Source organism: Paenarthrobacter sp. FR1 (assembly GCF_051106045.1).
In the GTDB taxonomy this organism is placed as follows: domain Bacteria; phylum Actinomycetota; class Actinomycetes; order Actinomycetales; family Micrococcaceae; genus Arthrobacter; species Arthrobacter nitroguajacolicus_A.
On record NZ_JBPFSF010000002.1, the window covers coordinates 92691 to 111198 of the forward strand.

Annotated in this window: 14 protein-coding genes and 1 riboswitch; of the genes, 9 read left to right on the forward strand and 5 right to left on the reverse strand. The window is 62.3% G+C overall.

The window, feature by feature from the left end:
- The first annotated feature begins 177 nt into the window (after positions 1-177).
- Entirely contained in the window at positions 178-369 is a 192-nt protein-coding gene (locus ACR30Z_RS05120) for a hypothetical protein (RefSeq protein WP_144647990.1), read from the forward strand.
- Here the strand turns inward: ACR30Z_RS05120 and ACR30Z_RS05125 are convergent.
- Both ACR30Z_RS05125 and ACR30Z_RS05130 read right to left on the reverse strand, forming a co-directional pair.
- On the reverse strand, positions 366-701 hold the full coding sequence (locus ACR30Z_RS05125; RefSeq protein WP_434371438.1) for a hypothetical protein: 336 nt from the start codon (positions 699-701) through the stop codon (positions 366-368). The two genes, ACR30Z_RS05120 and ACR30Z_RS05125, sit on opposite strands and share 4 nt — an antisense overlap.
- Positions 702-717: 16 nt before the next feature.
- Positions 718-837, reverse strand: a riboswitch (SAM riboswitch).
- Between the two features lie 143 nt (positions 838-980).
- Complete coding sequence (locus ACR30Z_RS05130) at positions 981-2498, reverse strand: sodium:solute symporter (protein ID WP_434371439.1); 1518 nt, start codon at positions 2496-2498, stop codon at positions 981-983.
- Positions 2499-2764: 266 nt separating this feature from the next.
- On the opposite strand from ACR30Z_RS05130, the gene ACR30Z_RS05135 reads away from it, so the two are divergent.
- Complete coding sequence (locus ACR30Z_RS05135) at positions 2765-3340, forward strand: helix-turn-helix domain-containing protein (RefSeq protein WP_024819844.1); 576 nt, start codon at positions 2765-2767, stop codon at positions 3338-3340.
- A gap of 76 nt (positions 3341-3416) precedes the next feature.
- Here ACR30Z_RS05135 and ACR30Z_RS05140 read toward each other — a convergent pair whose 3' ends face one another.
- Complete coding sequence (locus tag ACR30Z_RS05140; protein ID WP_434371440.1) at positions 3417-5390, reverse strand: amino acid transporter; 1974 nt, start codon at positions 5388-5390, stop codon at positions 3417-3419.
- A gap of 229 nt (positions 5391-5619) precedes the next feature.
- Here ACR30Z_RS05140 and speB point away from each other — a divergent pair, with 229 nt between their 5' ends.
- Both speB and ACR30Z_RS05150 read left to right on the forward strand, forming a co-directional pair.
- Complete coding sequence (gene speB, locus ACR30Z_RS05145) at positions 5620-6681, forward strand: agmatinase (RefSeq protein ID WP_434371441.1); 1062 nt, start codon at positions 5620-5622, stop codon at positions 6679-6681.
- Positions 6678-8378: a thiamine pyrophosphate-binding protein gene (locus ACR30Z_RS05150; RefSeq protein WP_434371442.1), complete on the forward strand. Its 1701-nt coding sequence runs from the start codon at positions 6678-6680 to the stop codon at positions 8376-8378. The genes speB and ACR30Z_RS05150 overlap by 4 nt, the downstream gene beginning before the upstream one ends.
- A gap of 59 nt (positions 8379-8437) precedes the next feature.
- Here ACR30Z_RS05150 and ACR30Z_RS05155 read toward each other — a convergent pair whose 3' ends face one another.
- Together ACR30Z_RS05155 and ACR30Z_RS05160 are read right to left on the reverse strand one after the other, a co-directional pair.
- Entirely contained in the window at positions 8438-9766 is a 1329-nt protein-coding gene (locus ACR30Z_RS05155; RefSeq protein WP_434371443.1) for an MFS transporter, read from the reverse strand.
- A gap of 27 nt (positions 9767-9793) precedes the next feature.
- Positions 9794-10822 (reverse strand): MBL fold metallo-hydrolase, encoded by a 1029-nt coding sequence (locus tag ACR30Z_RS05160; RefSeq protein WP_434371444.1) that lies wholly within the window; start codon positions 10820-10822, stop codon positions 9794-9796.
- A gap of 95 nt (positions 10823-10917) precedes the next feature.
- On the opposite strand from ACR30Z_RS05160, the gene ACR30Z_RS05165 reads away from it, so the two are divergent.
- The 5 genes from ACR30Z_RS05165 to ACR30Z_RS05185 all read left to right on the forward strand — a co-directional run bounded on the left by ACR30Z_RS05165 (position 10918) and on the right by ACR30Z_RS05185 (position 18481).
- On the forward strand, positions 10918-11823 hold the full coding sequence (locus tag ACR30Z_RS05165) for a LysR family transcriptional regulator (RefSeq protein WP_434371445.1): 906 nt from the start codon (positions 10918-10920) through the stop codon (positions 11821-11823).
- A gap of 74 nt (positions 11824-11897) precedes the next feature.
- Entirely contained in the window at positions 11898-12380 is a 483-nt protein-coding gene (locus ACR30Z_RS05170; RefSeq protein ID WP_144647981.1) for a MarR family winged helix-turn-helix transcriptional regulator, read from the forward strand.
- Between the two features lie 10 nt (positions 12381-12390).
- Positions 12391-14436: an MFS transporter gene (locus tag ACR30Z_RS05175; RefSeq protein ID WP_144647980.1), complete on the forward strand. Its 2046-nt coding sequence runs from the start codon at positions 12391-12393 to the stop codon at positions 14434-14436.
- Positions 14437-14672: 236 nt separating this feature from the next.
- Positions 14673-16406 carry an ABC transporter ATP-binding protein gene (locus tag ACR30Z_RS05180; RefSeq protein ID WP_144647979.1) on the forward strand — a complete coding sequence of 578 codons (1734 nt, stop codon included), beginning with the start codon at positions 14673-14675 and terminating at the stop codon, positions 16404-16406.
- Positions 16403-18481 carry an ABC transporter ATP-binding protein gene (locus ACR30Z_RS05185; RefSeq protein ID WP_434371446.1) on the forward strand — a complete coding sequence of 693 codons (2079 nt, stop codon included), beginning with the start codon at positions 16403-16405 and terminating at the stop codon, positions 18479-18481. Before ACR30Z_RS05180 ends, ACR30Z_RS05185 begins: the two co-directional genes overlap by 4 nt.
- Positions 18482-18508 lie beyond the last annotated feature (27 nt).

Genomic DNA, 18508 nt, shown 5'->3' on the forward strand with positions numbered 1-18508 from the left:
CGCTTATTGACGGGGATTTTCGGCTGGTATTCCTTAGCTGGAATGTTCGGTGCACCGTAATTTCAACCCCTCCTTGACCCTCGCGTGGGCCGGTGCTCAGATGGAAGGACAGGGGCGGGGACCCTCCCCGCAATCGGTTATCGGGCTTTCACCGGCCCACGAGACGGAGGTTGCACCATGGACACCACCGAATCACACGCCAAGCACCCGGAACGGACAACCATCGAGTCAGACCCGGCCTACGACTACGCCGAAGACCAGGAAGTAGATGAAGCCTGGGTGGAGGAAGTGGACGCCCCCGAAGACGACGAACGTGTGGTCCCGCTCGATGAAACCGAGGAATTCCGTGAGGAGGACGAGGAAATCTAGGCCTGACCGTCCTGGCGGAAGATGAAGTGCCGTTGCTGGCCTTCGCGTTTACCGACCGCGGCCACGGTCACCGTCAGCGTCCCTGACGCCTCACACCATTGTGTTGGTCGTACTGCCTGGGCAAGCGCCCGGGCGATGAGTCGTGCCTCCGGATGCCGGAACCGTGCCGTGCCCAGCTTGGACAGGATCGTCACCGTGCCGAGGTAAAGGTCGACGGCGGGAATCACCGTAACGGAGCGGGCGGCAGTTTGGGGTTGGGTGCCTTGGGCTTGGGCTTGGGCGTTGTGGGTTTGGGCGCTGTGGGTTTGGGCGGGATCGCCTTGGTACGGCAAGGGACTGCTCCTTGGGAGAGTGCTCTTGCCCGCTCGGTTGTCTCTGGTCCGGGGCGGGCCGCTTCCTCATCCGAACCACCCGTGAACATGGGGTTGGTGTGTGGCCAGTCGGAGCTTGGCACCACATCTCTTGAAGCTGGCACCACCCTACCCGACATTGCCTTACCCGACACATCCTTGTCGGATACATCGTTTCGTTGCCGGAAACAGCGCAACGGCGGCGCTGCCCCGGAAAGGGGGAGCGCCGCCGTCGACCATTGCTCGGTTCTTGATACCCGACTAGGAGGCGGGTGTGGTGAGCTCTTCCTCAGCCACGCGGGTGCCGGCCACGCGGTCGGTCCAAGCCTTCATGACTGCCGGATCGGTGGGCTTGCTCGCCAGCGAGACCACAATGTACACCAACGCCGAAGCGATCAAACCGAAGTAGATGGGCTCGTTGGCGTAGATGCCGTCGAGGGGAACCTCGGCATTGATCTCGAGGATGATCATGGTGCCGAGGGTTATCACTGAACCGGCCGCCATGGACCATGCTGCGGCGATGCCTGTTCCGCGCTTCCACACCAGGCCGCCGATGATGGCTACCAGCAGGCCACCCACCAGGATGTCGTAGGCGATGGTCAACGCGGCCACAACGTCCTTGGTGGAGATGGCGATGATGATGGCCACGATCCCCAGTCCCAGGACCCAGTAGCGGTTGGCCTTGACGTCGTGCTCCGGGTTGTCGGAATCGGACGTGTCCACCTTCTTGCCGAACCAGCTGGCAACGAAGGGCATGACGTCTGCACGGGCCACCGTGGCGGCAGCAATGAGCGCGCCGGAAGCCGTGGACATCATGGCGGCGACCGCAGCTGCGAGCACCAGGCCGCCGATGCCGATGGGCAGGAGGCGGGTAGCAACCTCTGCGTACACGTCGTCCTTCGCAGCGATCTCGACACCGGAGAGGGCAACGCTGGCGGCCATGCCGATCAGCGCACCGGCGAAACCGTAGAGGATGCAGTAGACGCCTGCAGTAGCGCCACCCCAACGGGCAACGGTGGGGGTCTTGGCGGTGAAGACACGCTGCCAAATGTCCTGGCCGATCAGGAGGCCAAGCGTGTACACCACGAAGTAGGTGATGATCGTCTGGAGGCCGATGCCGCCAATGTCAAAGAAGCTTTCGTCGACGCGGGCGCGGATACCGTCCAGGCCACCGGCAGCGTTCAGGGCGAACGGGAGCATCAGGAAGAAGATACCAACGGTCTTGATGACGAACTGGACCTGGTCGGCCAGGGTGATGGACCACATGCCGCCAATGGTGGAGTAGACCAGGACGATCGCGCCGCCGATCGCGATGGCGAGCCAGCGCTCCCAGCCGAAGAGGACCACGAAGATGGTGGCGTAGGCGCCCGTGGAGGTGGCGCACAGCATCAGCGTGTAGGCCAGCATGACGATGCCCGAGGTCTGCGTTGCCGTGCTGCCATAGCGAAGGGTCAGCATCTGCGAGACGGTGTAGATCTTAAGTTTCTGAATGGTCCCGGCAAACAGGAGGCTAAGGAGCAGCACACCGGATCCGATGGCCACAACCAGCCACATGCCTGAAATGCCGAACTTATAACCGAGGCCTACGCCGCCCACGGTGGATGCTCCACCGAGGACCACTGCAGCCATGGTTCCGGTGTAGAGGAACGGTCCCAGGCGGCGGCCGGCCACCAGGAAGTCGCTGTTGTTCTTGGTGCGGGACTTGCCCCACCAGCCGAATGCCAGCATGGCGAGCAGGTACACCACCACGATTGCGATGTTAATAGCCGAAGATTCCATGAACGGTCCTTGGAGCTGATGCACGGAGGTTGGGGGTTTCGACGATACTCCTGCGAAGCGTCGAAGTCTCTGTGCTGATGATTGGAGATTGGGGATGTGTTGTGTGCCTCACAGACAACACTTGTTGCCTATGAGGATATGTTGTGATCGGAGTAACAGTCAAGGCGCTTTGGTCATGGTTCGGCGGATTCTGGCCCTGTTGGCCTGTCTCCCGGCTACTATTGCTCCAATGACAGGGCCACATGACAGGCCTGAAAGGTTCGTGAATGAAGGCTCTCCCCGTTGAACCGAGCAATGTTCCCGTTGCCATCGGTTCCAGAATCCGCGCGGCCCGGCAGGCGCAGCGCCTCACCATCGAGCAAGTGGCGGACGCTACCGGGCTGACCAAAGGCTTCCTCAGCCGTGTCGAGAGGGACCTGACATCGCCGTCGGTCGCCTCGTTGGTCACTCTGTGCCAGGTCCTGTCCGTTTCGGTGGGCGACTTGTTTGCTGCACCTGAGACTCACCTGACCAAGCGTGACGACGGCCCCCGCATTTCCTTGGGTGGCCAAGGCATTGTGGAGCGATTGTTGACCGCGCGCTCGGAGCGTCGCCTGCAGATCCTCCAGGCCACCATCGAGCCCCGGGGCCGTGGTGAGAACGAGCTCTACGCCGTGGATTGCGATGTAGACGTCCTGCACGTCGTGAAGGGCCGCATCAAGCTCATCTTGACCAACGAGGAGTATGACCTTGAGGAGGGGGACACCCTTTCCTTCCCGGGGCGTGAACCCCATACCTGGATCAACCCCACGGATGAAACCGTAGAGGTGCTCTGGGTGCTGGTGCCCGCAGCGAGCCGGTAATTTGCCCCGCCGAAGTGACAGATAATGCCGATGTTTCGAGGAAACATCGGCATTATCTGTCACTTCGCGCAGGGTATCAGCCCACGTGGACCCAAGGGCGCCGGGTGATGTCGGGTTCGGCTTCCCGGAGCACTTCGCGGGTGACGGGTGCGATCTCCCCTTCGCCGAAGAACAGGAAGCGGCTCAGGTTCGAAATCGGGTTGCCTTCGGTCCAACGGAAGTAGATGTGCGGCATGAAGCCAGTGACGTCGCGGATGTGGAGGAGAACTGCGGCCAAGGTGTTCGGCACGTTATTGCTGTGCACTTCCAGGATCTTGAAACCATGCCTGAGCTTGCCCACTACGTGGAGTTCCTGCTCAAAGTCTGAGCTGTCGTCCACGATGATCTCGATGAACACGGCATCGCAGTCCACGGGCAAGTGGTTGGCCTGCTGGGCGTGCTGCAGCTTCTCCCGGTAGCGGCTGGCACTGAGGTGTTTAGGCTCATGGGCGATGATCCGGACCGGACCGTCCGTGTTGTCCGCCGTGAATTCCAAAGCTTTCTGGTCCATCTTGATGTGCGTGGCCCTCAGTTCGAAGGCTCTTCCCATGCGCGAGATGAAGCTGACCACCATGATCCCGAGGATGAAGAGCCCAGCGATCTTGAGGCCGTCCGGTCGCTCGATGGAATTGACCACAGTGGTGAAGATGAACACGACCGAGACAAGGCCGAAGGCAAGGACCTGCTTCCTTTGCTTCTTCCGGCGTGCTGAAAGGGTTACGGCGATCGATGCCGAAGTGATCAGGACAAGCACGCCTGTGGCATAGGCGCCGCTCTGGGCGGTGACATCGGCCTGGAAGATGATGGTGATGGCAAAGGCTATGACTGTGAAGACGAGGACCAAGGGTCGCAAGGCGCGGGCCCACGCGGGTGCCATACCGTAACGGGGCAGATACCTCGGGACGAGGTTCAGGAGGCCAGCCATGGCAGAAGCGCCGGCGAACCACAGGATGGCAATGGTGCTGATGTCATAGACCGTGCCGAATCCATCGCCCAGGAACTGGTGCGCCAGGTAGGCGAGCGCGCGGCCCTCTGCTTTACCGCCTGATTGGAATTCTGCGGCGGGGATCAGCATCACCGTGGCGAAGCTTGAAGTGATGAGGAAGGAACTCATGATGATGGCTGCGGTGGTCAGGAGCTTGTGGGCGCCCTTGATGCGTCCCGCAGGGTTGGCGTCCGTATCTGAGGGGTGGCCTTTGATTTGGGGCATGACCGCCACGCCCGTCTCGAAGCCAGAAAGGCCAAGGGCCAGTCGCGGGAAGACGATGAGTGCCACAGCGACCATGAGGAAAGGGTCGCCGTAGGAGGTGGTGAGTGCGGTCCACCAGTCGGAGATGACGCGGGCTTCAGTGAACAGGTGGCTGACGGATACCACCACCACCACGAGGTTCAATGCAAGGAAGGCACCAACCAGCACAACGGCCACATTGATGGCCTCCTTGAAGCCGCGAAGGAACACGATGCCCAGGCCTGCGATCAGGGCCAGGGTGATGACTACCTGTTGGCCTTCCAGGAAGTGGGGAGCGAAGGGGTTTTCAATGACGTGGGCGGTGGCGTCGGCTGCGGAGAGCGTCATGGTGATCATGAAGTCGGTAGCAGCGAAACCCAGGAGGGCAAGAACAAAGAGTTTGCCGCCCCAGCGCGGAAGCAGTCGTTCCAGCATGGCGATGGAGCCTTCGCCGCGAGGGCTCTCCTTGGCCACCCGGCGGTAGACCGGCAAGGCGCCGGCGAGCGTGACGATCACCAGCAGCAGCGTGGCCAGGGGAGACAACAGGCCTGCCGCTAGCGCTGCGATGGCGGGTTGGTATCCGAGTGTGGAGAAGTAGTCCAGCCCGGTCAAGCACATGACTTTCCACCACGCCTGCGGTTTGTGGGAGTCCGAGGGGCGTCCGTGGGGACCTTGCCTCTTGCCTGAAGTGTCCGGCATTCCTTCCAGCAACCAAGGTTTGAGCTTGAAAGAATTCTTTGGCCGGTTGGCCGGGTCGGCCGGAGGCCTCGACAGGGTGGTCACGGTGTCCTTTCGCGCAGCACGGTACTGCTTCCGCAAGGAGCGTATGGCGGCTTTCGACGCCGGGACCCCGGTTTTTATGGAATCTTTACGCCTGCTGTGACCGGCATCTCATGCGCGGAACCTCAAACCATACTTGTAAACAGGTGATGCATATTAGACAACTTCGAGTGTATGATGGGTGTCACAGCTAGTGATCCAATCCCCCAATGATGTTAAGGAGTGGCACATTTTGGAAGAGCTCCGTATTGAAGCCAACGGGAACCTCGGCCCCATCGACTCGTCCCGCATCCCGCGCTACGCCGGTGCCGCCACGTACGCCCGGCTGCCCCGTCTGGACCAGGTCTCCAGGGCCGACGTCACGGTAGTGGGCGTCCCCTTCGACTCCGGCGTTTCGTACCGTCCCGGCGCCCGCTTCGGCGCAAACCACGTGCGTGAGGCCAGCCGTCTGCTGCGCCCGTACAACCCGGCCTGGGATGTCAGCCCGTTCGAGAACATCCAGGTGGCCGACGCCGGCGACATGGCCGTGAACCCGTTCAACATCAATGAGGCCATTGAGACCATTCAGCAGAACGCGCTGGATCTTACGGCCAACGGCAGCAAGCTGGTCACCCTCGGTGGCGACCACACCATTGCCCTTCCGCTGCTCCGCGCTGCAGCTGAGCGCGCCGGTGAACCCATCGCCATGCTCCACTTTGACGCCCACCTGGACACCTGGGACACCTACTTCGGCGCCGAGTACACGCACGGCACCCCGTTCCGCCGGGCAGTCGAAGAGGGCATCCTGGATACGGAAGCCATCAGCCACGTAGGTACCCGCGGTCCGCTGTACGGCAAGAAAGACCTCGACGACGACCACCGCTTCGGCTTCGGAATCGTCACCTCCGCTGACGTCTACTACCAGGGCGTCCTGGAGACGGTGGCGAAGATTCGTGACCGCATCGGCAACCGCCCGCTGTACATCTCGGTGGACATCGACGTCCTGGATCCGGCCCACGCGCCCGGCACCGGCACCCCCGAAGCCGGCGGCATCACCAGCCGTGAACTCCTGGAGATCATCCGTGGCTTCCGCGGCATGAACCTCGTGGGCGCGGACGTGGTGGAAGTCGCCCCGGCCTACGACCACGCCGAAATCACCGGCGTCGCAGGCAGCCACGTGGCCTACGAACTGGTGACCCTCATGGCAGACAACGCCGTGGAAGGCGACCGTCTCGGCGCCCCGAACGGCTACGCTCAGCAGGCCCTCGGTGCCCGCATCCAGGAAGTCGCACAGGCAATCGGAGACCGGCGATGATCGATTTCGATCCCGGCACAGCAGCCCCCACCAAAGGGACCAACCAGCGCAACGGCGGGGACCTCGTCGTCGAGACCCTTGAAGCGCTGGGCGCGAAGACCGTCTTCGGTATCCCGGGCCAGCACGCCCTGGGTCTCTTCGATGCCATGGGTCGCGGCAACCTGCACTTCGTTTCCTCCCGTGTGGAGAACAACTCGGCCTTCGCAGCCGACGGCTACTCGCGCGCCACCGGCGAGGTGGGGGTTCTGTTCCTGTCCACCGGTCCCGGTGCGCTGACGTCCCTGGCGGGTTTGCAGGAGGCTTACGCTACGGGTGTTCCCATGGTGGTTGTCGCCAGCCAGATCCCGCTCGATGGCCTGGGTGCCCGCCGCAAGGGCATGTTGCACCAGCTTGATGACCAGAAGGCTTCGGCCGCGAACGTCACCAAGAGCCAGCGGCTGATCCAGCACGCCTCGGGCATCCCGTCGGCCATCCAGGACGCCTGGACCGAAGCTATCTCCTCGCCGCAAGGCCCGGTGTGGATCGAAATCCCGCAGAACGTCCTGCTGGATCCCATCATGGTCCCGCCGGTTGAAGACGCCCTCGCCGAAGCATTCGACAACCCCCCGCGTGTCGAGCTGATCCGCGAGGCCGTGAAGTGGCTTTCGACGGCGGAACGTCCGGCGATCATCGCAGGCGGCGGTACCCGCCGTGGCCGGGCCGAGAAGTCGCTGCTCTCGATTGCAGAGCAGCTGCGCGCGCCGGTTATTTGCACTCCCGGTGGAAACGGCGCGTTCCCGTGGACGCACGAGCTTTCCCTGCAGTCGTGGATCGAGGACCGGTATATGACCGATGTCCTCGAAGACGCCGACGTCCTGATCGTGATCGGATCGTCCCTGGGTGAGGTGACCTCCAACTACTTCACCTTCGAACCGCGGGGTCGGATCATCCAGATCGATGCCGAACCCCGTGTCCTTGAGTCCAACCGGCCGGGCCTGGGCATCCGTGCCGACGCCGGACAGGCACTCGCAGCCTTGGACGAAGCCCTCGCAGCAGCAGGTGCCGCGGACACAGTGACACGGTCCTGGCACGGCACCACTCCGGAGGACCTGGTCAAGGACTCCCTGGCCAAGGTCAAGGACCGCCTGGAGTCACAGGACCTCGCCAAGGAACTGAAGTTCATGGCCGACATCCGCGAGGCTGTCCCGGCTGACATGCAGACGTTCTGGGACATGACCATCTCCGCGTACTGGGGCTGGAGCTGCTGGGACGCCCGGCAGGGCCAGTTCCACTCAGCCCAGGGAGCCGGCGGCCTCGGCTACGGCTTCCCGGCGGCGATCGGCGGCGCCGTGGGATTGGAAACCACCGGAAAGCCCGGCAGAGTGCTCGCAGTTTCCGGTGACGGTTCCTCCATGTACTCCATCTCCGAACTCGCCACCGCAAAGCAGCACAACGTCCCGGTCACCTGGCTGATCGTGGACGACGGCGGCTACGGCATCCTGCGCGAATACATGGTGGGTGCTTTCGGCAAGGCCACGGCCACCGAACTCGCCCGCCCGGACTTCGTGAAGCTCGCTGAATCCTTTGGTGTCCCGGCCCGCCGGGTCGCCCCCGAGGAAGTGGGGGACGCACTCAAGGCGTCCTTCGAAGCGGACGGACCCAACGTCGTCGTGGTTGAAACGCTGCTCAAGATGTTCGGCCCAACGCACCTGGACTAGATCAAAAGCAGTCAGCCCCCGCACGGAAGACCGTGCGAGGGCTGACTGCTTTCAGGGCCTTAGTCGAGCTCTCGTTGGGTACCTTCCGGTGTGAGCCTCACGGCGACGGTCGAGGCCAAGAGCGCAACAATCCAGAAGATGGCGATCAACCACAATCCTCCGCCGGCGGCGAGGCTCAGTCCGGCGACGATCATGGGCGTGAAGCCGGCACCGATCATGGAAGCTCCCTGGTACGCCAAGGATGCGCCGGTGTAGCGGTTGCGGGTAGGGAACTGCTCGGCAACATACGCGGCAATGGGTCCATACAGGAATCCCTGGACCAGGCCATTGCCCAGGATGATGGCCATGGCAAAGCCCCACAGTTCCCCGTTGGTCATCAGCACCAAAATCGGGTAAACCAGCACGGCCCCCATGAGTGATGCGCCCATAAGGACACGACCGCGACCGATCCGGTCGCTGAGGCGGGCGGAGTAGAAGCAGATCACCAAGGTCAACAGTGCAGCGAGGGCCTTGATGTTCAGGACACCGTTCTTGTCCGCGCCGCTTTCAACAGCTACGGAAACACCCCACACCGTGGTCATCGACTGGCAGACGTAGAAAGAAGTAGTGGCCAGCAAGCCCAGGACCACAGCCTTGGGGTTGTTCTTCAGGACATCCAGCAAGGGCACCCGGCGCTTTTCGCCCGCAGCCTCAAGGCGCTGGAACGAAGGAGTCTCGGCCACCTTCAAACGGATCACCATGCCAACCACAATGAGCAAGGCGCTCAGCAGGAAGGGTACCCGCCAGCCCCACACCAGGAAGTCATCGCCGGAAACGGCGGCGAACAAGGACAAGGCGAGCGTGCCAAGGATGGCGCCCGCCGGTCCGCCGGCGTTGGCGAAGGCGGCTGCGAAGCCGCGGTGCTTCTTGGGAGCATGCTCGATGGCCATGAGTGCGGCGCCGCCCCACTCTCCGCCGACCGCAACGCCTTGGACCAGCCGGAGTACCACCAGCGCAATCGGTGCGGCCATGCCAATCTGGGCCGTGGGAGGAAGCAGCCCGATCGCGGTGGTACCGAGTCCCATGATCAACATGGACAGGACCAACATCTTCTTGCGGCCCAGGCGATCGCCGAAGTGCCCGAAGATGAGCCCGCCCAAGGGCCTGGCAAGGTAACCCACGGCGAGGGTGACAAACGAGGCGAACAGATCGAATCCGGGGCCAAGATTGGCGAAAAAGACCTTGTTGAAGACCAGGCTCGCCGCTGTGGCGTACAGGACAAAATCGTAATACTCGATGGCGCTGCCCACGAAGCTGGAGGCAAGAATGCGCCGCATGTCCTTGGTGTTCAGGGACGGTTCCGCAGTGGCCACGGCGCCTTTGTCCGCGGCTGTTGGTGCTGAGCTCATATGCTTCCTCGGTTGTTTCGGGCCTCGTCAGCGCTGACGGGCGAAGTTGATGGTGTCCAGATCGTTCGGGACGGTGAACTTTCCTGTGAAGTGTTCTCCGGCTTCCTCCCACACGGCTGCGGAGGCGGAACCGGGGACAAGGTGGTGCAGGGCGAGGTGGCCGACGCCTGCCGCTTCCGCCAATTTGGCAGCATCCCGGACACTCGTGTGGGACTTGTAATGGTGGTCCCGGGAGGCCCGGCTGGATTCATCCGTCTTGTCTGCGTACAGCGACTCCACCCAGCCGAAATCGATCGCTTCATGCAGGAGGAGGTCGGTGTCCTGCGCCAACGTGATCATGTTCTGCGTGTAGGCGGTGTCGCCGGAGATCGTCACTGAACCCTCGGCGGTGTCAAAACGGAAGGCGAAAGCCGGGGCCACGGGAGGGTGCTCCACCAGGATGGCCGTTACGGTCACCAGTTCGTCACGGTAAACCTCGAACGGCTCCATGTCCGGCGTCGGGTTGTTGTTGGGGTGGTAGCCGGTTTCGTCGGGAATCCGGATGTCCTCAGCCTTGAAGATGTCCAGCGGGTTGGGCCGGAGGCTGTCAAGGATGCGGTCGTTGAGGTCGGTCGCGTGCGCCTTCATGAGCTGTTCGAACATTTGGCGCGTGCCCGGCGTCGGATTCTCCGGCGCCAGCGGTTGGGGCTCGACGACGGCGCGGGGCGAGACCGCGGGCAGGTCGCCACGGTTACCCGGGCCAAGGATGCGGACGGGATTCTCTGTGCGGTCACTGAGGGCGTAAAGCCCGAAGATCCCCAGTCCAGCGAGGTCGTACACGTGGTCCGAATGCAGATGGGTGATGAAGAGCGCTCGCAGGTCCTTGAGTTGCAGCCCGGACTGGCTCAGGCGGCGTCCGGCACCTTGGCCGAAATCAACCAGGTAGAAGGCATCCCCGACCACTACGGCGGTTGCGATGCCGGTACGCTCGCCGCTGTCTGCCGCCGCCCACCATCGAGGTCCACCGGCTGTGCCCAGGGTGACGATGTGGGGTGTGAGGGATGACGTCGGCGTCATGGTGCTCCTTGGTCGGGATTGGCTTTCTTCCAGTGTGGTCCGCAGCACTTCACTTGTATAATCAATCAATTCAAAGAAGTTCATAAGGAGAACTGATGGGTGAGTTCACGCTGAGGCAACTGGAGTACTTTGTGGCCGTCCTGGATCACGGATCACTGACCAAAGCGGCCAGCGAGAGCAATATCTCCCAGGCTGCTGCCTCCATGGCCGTCGCCCAATTGGAAAAAAGCCTCGGCCTCGATTTGCTGATCCGAACGCGGGCCAAGCGCGTGGAGCCCACCCCGGCAGGCGTGGAATTGGGTGTTCGAGCCCGCCGGATCCTGAGGGAAACGGCCGAGCTGCAGGGCGCACTCCATGGGTCCCATGATGAGATGCGCGGCCGAGTATCGATCGGGTGCATGATCGCGATCTCGCCCCGGCTGATCCCCGAACTGATACGGCTCTTCGCCGCGATGTGGCCCGAGGTGGAGCTCGACTTCGTGGAAGGAAATGCGGAGCAACTGCAGCGGGCCGTGGGGGAGGGGGAGCTGGACATCGCGTTCATCTATTCCCTCCAGGCACTGCCCGGCGTCGAAGTTGTCACGGTGGCCGCATCCCGGCCGCAGTTCATGCTCTCCGCGGACCATCCACTGGCAGGCAGGGCGTCGCTGAGATTTGCCGACCTCGCCGAAGAGGACGTTGTTTTGTTTGACGTTCCTCCCAGTGCGGAGCGGGTCATTGCGATGTTCCACTCCGCGGGGATAGAGCCGAAAGTGCGGTGGCGGAGCGTGGTGGCCCAGACGATTCGCGGCATTGTGGCCAGTGGTCGGGCTTACTCGGTGACAAACGTGTGGCCCGGGATCGAATCGCTGTACACGGGGGCAAACGTGGCGCTGGTTCCCATCGAGGACAAATTGCCGGAGAACAAGCTGGTGGCAGTGGTTCCGCCCGGAGTGAGGAGGCCTCGACGCGTTGAGGAGGTCATTGCGGCTGCCCGGGAACTGACTCGGGAGACACCCTGACCCTTCTTTAGTTTCCCAAAGCAATCAATCTGCGTTATAGTTGCTTTAGGCAAACAAAAAGAGGGGTGTTTTCCATGTCCGTCGGTTCTGCCACGGCAACTGATCTTGTGCATCAAATCTTCGACCTCCAGCGCACCCTGCGCTGCGTGGTGACCGCCCACATGGCCCGCGTTCCCGACGTCGGAATGGCTGTGCAGGGAGTGATGCGATTCATCGGCGAGGGGGAGACCCGCGCCACACATTTGGCCACACGGCTGGGTGTCAGCGCTCCGGTCCTCAGCAGGCACATCACTGAACTCGAAGAGCTTGGCTTTGTGGTCAGGCGGCCGGACCCCGCGGACGGGAGGGCTCAACTCCTGGCCTTGACGGATGAAGGGGCAGCGAAACTGCGCGAATTCGAAGAACAACGCAGCGTGAGACTGCGGGATTACCTGGCGGATTGGAGCGAGGCCGACGCCCTCGAGGCCTCCCAGGTCATCAACAAACTCACTGTGTCCCTCAAGGACTCAATCCGGGCAACGGCGGCCGGCTCCATCACAACAAACCAGACAGCTTAGGAGCCCACGCATGGCTACACCAGCAGTACAACACCCGAAGGCGGTGGACGCCTCAGTTAACAGGGCCGCCGCGCCCATGACCCACCGGCAGATCATGGAAGCCCTCACAGGCCTCCTTGCGGCGTTCTTCACGGCGATCCTCAGCAGCACGATCGTGGCCAATGCGCTGCCCACCATCATGTCCGAACTCAAGGGCACGCAAACCGACTTCGCCTGGGTCATCACGGCAGCCTTGTTGGCGAACGCTGCCACCACGCCCATCTGGGGCAAGCTCGCGGACCTCTTCGACAAGAAGCTCCTGGTCCAGCTGAGCATCATCATCTTCGTGGCCGGCTCCGTTATGGCAGGCTTGTCCGAAACCATTCCGCTGCTGCTGACCGCACGCGTCATCCAAGGTATTGCCATGGGTGGCCTCACAGCCTTGGCACAGGCGATTATCGGGTCCATGATTCCGCCGCGCGACCGCGGCAAGTATTCCGGTTACATGGGTGCCGTGATGGCCGTTGGTACAGCCGGTGGCCCGCTGCTCGGCGGCTTCATCGTTGACAGCCCGCTCGGCTGGCGCTGGACCTTCTTCGTCTGCGTGCCGCTGGCCGTCGTTGCGCTCATCCTTCTCCAAGTGACCCTGAAGATCCAGCACATCAAGCGCCCGGCCAAGATCGACTGGCTCGGTTCCATCCTGCTGACCTCCGGTGTGAGCCTGCTCCTGATCTGGGTTTCCTTCGCCGGCAACCCGGATTACTACGACTGGTTCTCATGGCAGTCGGCCCTCATGGTGGGTGGCGGCGTCGCGCTGCTGGCCCTCCTGGTCTTCGTGGAAACCAAGGTGGCCCAGCCCATCATCCCGCTGAAGATCATCTCCGAGCGCACCACAGCACTGGCCATCGTTGCGTCGGTAGCTGTTGGTATCGCCATGTTCGGTTCGTCCACCTTCCTGGGCCAGTACTTCCAGGTGGCCCGGGGGGCCACCCCCACCGAGGCCGGCCTGCTGACGCTGCCGATGATCGCGGGCAACCTCATCGGTTCCGTGGCGTCGGGCATCCTGATCAGCCGCTTCGGTAAGTGGAAGAGGTTCCTGATCGCAGGCTCAGTCCTCCTCATTGGTGGGCTCGCGTTCGCCGGAACCATGGACCACACCACTGAACTGTGGATCGTTGCCATCTACACCGGCGTGTTCGGCCTCGGCCTCGGCATGCTGATGCAGAACCTGGTGCTGGCCGTGCAGAACACGGTCCAGGCAAAGGACATCGGAACCGCGAGTGCTTCCGTGGCGTTCTTCCGCTCGGTGGGTGGAGCGATCGGTGTCTCCGTGCTCGGTGCCATCATGTCCAACCACGTGAAGGACCTCGCGGTTGAAGGAATGGCTGCAGCTGGTATCCCGGTTCAAGGCGGCGCCTCCGGAGCCAGCATGGATCTCGCTGACATGCCCGCACCCATTGCCGACATCATGCGCGCCGCCTACGGTGACGCCACCGCGCAGATCTTCCTGATCTCGGCGATCATCAGCGTGGTTGCACTACTGGCCGTGCTTTTCATCAAGGAACGTCCCCTGCGCCGTACCGTGGATGCCGCTCCTGAGAAGGAACTGATGGCCACGGCCTCGGGAGATGCCGGAATGCCTCTGGACACCGCGTCCCTGGACGCAGTGAAAGTGGACGACGGCGGCAGCCGCCTGGGTGCCGAACGCAGCGTCGCCGGGGCAGAACGTCAGGTTCCGAACCAGGACTCCGGATCCGACCTGGATCTTGAGTTTGCCCGGATCCTTACCCAGGAGCGCCCGCACGCCACCGCTGACGTGAAGGAAGTGCAGGAGCAGTTGTCCCGTACCCAATACGTCCTGGCCGAACAGCAGTTGCAGCTCAGCCGGGCCAACGTGGAACTGCAAGCGCGGTTGCGGGAGCAGCAGACCATCGCGGAGCAGCAGGCCAGCACGGCTGAGGAACTTGCGGCGATCCGCAAGGAACTCAAGCGCGAACGTCGGCAGCAGGAACGGATGGCGTTGCTGCTTCTCCAAGGAGTTGAAGCCCGCCCGGACCACGGCAAGCACGCCGGCTAAGTCCGTGGACGGTGAAGCGCCGGTTGGGATTCCAACCGGCGCTTTGCTGTGTGTCGGCGTGTTCCTGCACCAGGGAAAGCAGCCGCGACACGGGAAATACTCCGCTGGGATGATCTTTTCCTTAAGTTGTTTCGCCAGGGCAACGGATTTCGTAGAGTAGGGAGGCTAATACTGTCAGCCCCTGCTGCGAAACTTCTCTTAACTCATTCACGCACTCTTTCTAAGGACCCGTGGGCATGCTTGTCACCCTTATACGGCGCTATTCCAAGCCGTATTTGCCGCAGATTGTGGCCGTGCTGATTTTTCAGTTGGCGTCCACCATCGCCACGCTCTACCTCCCCAGCCTGAACGCCAAAATCATTGATGAAGGAGTGTCCCGCGGAGACACCGACTTCATTTGGCAGACCGGTGCACTCATGCTCGCTGTCGCCCTTGGACAGGTGCTCACCGCCATCATCGCCGTGTACTTCGGCTCCCGCGTTGCCATGGCCATCGGACGGGACCTGCGCCGCAGCGTCTACCGGCAGGTCAGCAGCTTCTCAGCGCAGGACGTCAACCGCTTTGGCGCCCCCACCCTGATCACCCGCGGCACCAACGATGTCCAGCAGGTGCAGATGCTGGTACTCATGGGCCTTAACTTCATGGTTTCAACGCCCATCATGTGCGTGGGCGGCATCATCATGGCCCTCCGTGAAGACCTGAATCTTTCCTGGCTTGTCTGGGTCTCCGTGCCTGTCCTCGTGGCCGTGGTTGGCTACCTCGTAGTCCGTCTCATGCCGCTCTTCCGCTCCATGCAGACCAAGATCGACGCCATCAACGGCGTGCTGCGCGAGCAGATCATTGGTATCCGCGTGGTCCGCGCCTTTGTGCGTGAGCCCCACGAAGCCAAGCGCTTCGGCGACGCCAACGAAGACCTCACCGCCGTCTCCGTGAAGATCGGCAACCTGTTTGTCCTGATGTTCCCGGCAATCGGAATGATCCTGCACCTGTCCACGGCTGCCGTGCTGTGGTTCGGCGGGCAGCGCGTGGACTCCGGCGACATGCAGGTGGGCGCCCTCACGGCCTTCCTGCAGTACCTGCTCCAGATCCTGATGGCCGTCATGATGGGCACCTTCATGGCCATGATGATTCCCCGCGCCTCCGTCTGTGCCGACCGCATCGGCGAGGTACTCGACGTCGAGCCTTCCATTCACAACCCCACCTCACCGGTGGTGCCGGCGGAGAAGAAGGGACGCGTCGAATTCCGCGACGTCACCTTCAAGTACCCGGGTGCTGAGGCGCCGGTGCTGAGCAACATCTCCTTCACTGCCGAGCCCGGCAAGACCCTTGCCATCATCGGTTCCACCGGTGCCGGCAAGACCACCCTGGTGTCCCTGCTGCCGCGACTTTACGATGTCGCCTCCGGTGACGTCCTGCTCGACGGCGTGCCTGTCACCGAGATGGACGCATCGGAAATCACCAGCCGGGTCTCCGCTGTTCCGCAGAAGCCGTACCTGTTCTCCGGGACCATCGAGCACAACCTGCGCTTCGGCAAGCCCGACGCCACGGACGAAGAACTGTGGGATGCGCTGGAGACCGCGCAGGCCAAGGGGTTCGTGGAAGAGAAGTCGTCCGGCCTGAACCGGCGGATCGCCCAGGGCGGCACCAATGTCTCCGGTGGACAGCGCCAGCGGCTTTCCATCGCCCGGGCTTTGGTGACCAAGCCGAACGTGTACTTGTTTGACGATTCCTTCTCGGCACTGGACGTGGCTACCGACGCCCGGCTCCGGAAGGCCCTGAAGGGGAAGACCAAGGATGCCACGGTCATCATCGTGGCCCAGCGTGTCTCCACCATTGCCGATGCTGACGAAATCCTTGTCCTGGACAACGGCCGCATCGTTGACCGGGGAACGCATGACGAACTGCTGGAGACGTCACCCACGTACCAGGAAATCGTTGAATCCCAGCTGAGCGTGGAGGAAGTGGCATGAGCGAGCAGAACCAGCAAAAGAAACGCGGCTGGGCTGCCAAGGCAGAAGCCGCCAAGGATGCCAAGGCAACGGCCGAGGCCGAGGTGGCAACCGAAGCGCTCGATGACGACGAATTCGTCGAGGAGGAGTACGTCCCCTCTGAAGCCGACGGCGGCATGTTCGGAGACGTCCCTGCCAAGAAAGCCAAGGCTTTCTGGCCTTCGGCCAAGCGCCTGATGGGCCTGCTGAAGCCCGAGAGCGTTGGCGTGTACATCGTGATCGGCCTCGTCGTGGTCTCGGTGGTCCTCAACGTCATCGCGCCCAAGGTCCTGGGCAGTGCCATGGACGTCATCTTCGGTGGTGTCGTGGGCAGGCAGATCCCGCCCGGTGTTTCCCAGGAACAGTTCGTGGAGCTCATGCGCCAGCAGGGCCAGGGCAACTTCGCGGACATGGTGTCCAAGATGGAACTCACCAACGGAATCGACTTCCCCAAGCTGACGTTCCTGATTTCGATCGTGCTCCTGATGTACTTCGTGGCGAACATCTTCCTGTGGGCCCAAGGTTGGTTGCTCAACAGGATCGTCATGCGCGTCATCAAAAAGCTTCGTGATGATGTCCAGGCGAAGCTCAACCGGCTTCCGTTGAACTACTTCGACACCCGCCAGCGCGGCGACATTCTGTCCCGAGTAACCAACGATGTCGATAACGTCCAGCAAGGCCTCCAGCAGGCTTTCTCCCAGTTGGTCAGCTCCGTGCTCACTGTCCTGGGTATTACGGTCATGATGTTCATCGTGTCCTGGGAATTGGCACTGATCGCTTTGATCGCCCTGCCGTTGTCCGGGATTGTGGCAGGCGTCATCGGTGCCCGCAGCCAGAAGCTCTTCGCGGCGCAGTGGAAGAACACCGGCGCACTCAACGGCCAGATCGAGGAATCGTTCTCCGGCCACGATCTTGTGAAGGTGTTCGGCCGCGACGCCGACATGCTGGAACGGTTCGACGAGAAGAACGACGAACTGTACAAAGCATCGTTCGGCGCACAGTTCGTTTCCGGCGTGATCTTCCCGGCCATGAACTTTGTGTCGTACCTGTCCTACGTGGGCATCGCCGTTGTGGGTGGTCTGCGCGTTGCTTCGGGTTCCATGAGCCTGGGCGATGCCACGGCGTTCATCCAGTACTCTCGTGAGTTCACCCAGCCGCTGGGCCAGATCGCGGGCATGGCAAACATGCTTCAGTCCGGTGTGGCCTCCGCTGAGCGCGTCTTCGAGTTCCTTGATGCTGATGAAGAGGTGGAAGAGACCGGTACGCGCCACCTGCCCTCAAAGACCGATGGCCACGTTGAGTTCGAGCACGTCTCGTTCAGCTACGTAGAGGACAAACCGCTTATCGAGGACCTGTCCTTCAGCGCGGAACCGGGCCATACGGTGGCCATCGTCGGGCCCACGGGTGCCGGCAAGACCACCCTGGTGAACCTGGTGATGCGCTTCTACGAACTCAATGCCGGACGGATCACGCTTGACGGCGTGGACATCAAGGACCTCAGCCGTTCAGAGCTGCGATCCAAGGTGGGCATGGTGTTGCAGGATGCCTGGCTCTTCGGCGGGACCATCTACGACAACATCAAGTACGGCAAGCTGGACGCCACCGAAGAGCAGATCATGGAGGCGGCCAAGGCCACCTACGTGGACCGCTTCGTACGTGCCCTTCCTGACGGTTACCAGACGATCATTGACGAAGAAGGCAACAACGTCAGCGCAGGTGAGAAGCAGCTCATCACCATCGCCCGTGCCTTCGTTTCCGATCCGTCGCTGTTGATCCTGGACGAGGCCACGAGCTCCGTGGACACCCGTACCGAACTGTTGCTGCAGAAGGCCATGGCTGCCCTCCGCACGGACCGGACGAGCTTTGTGATCGCCCACCGCCTCTCCACCATCCGGGACGCCGACACCATCCTGGTAATGGAAAACGGCAAGATCGTGGAACAGGGCAACCACGCCCACCTGCTCACGCTCCAGGGCGCGTATTACCGGTTGTACATGTCCCAGTTCGCTGGTGAGGAAGAGACTGCTGTGGACGATTCGACGGCGGTGCACAGCTGAGCACGGATTCACTGGGTGCCGGTGTGA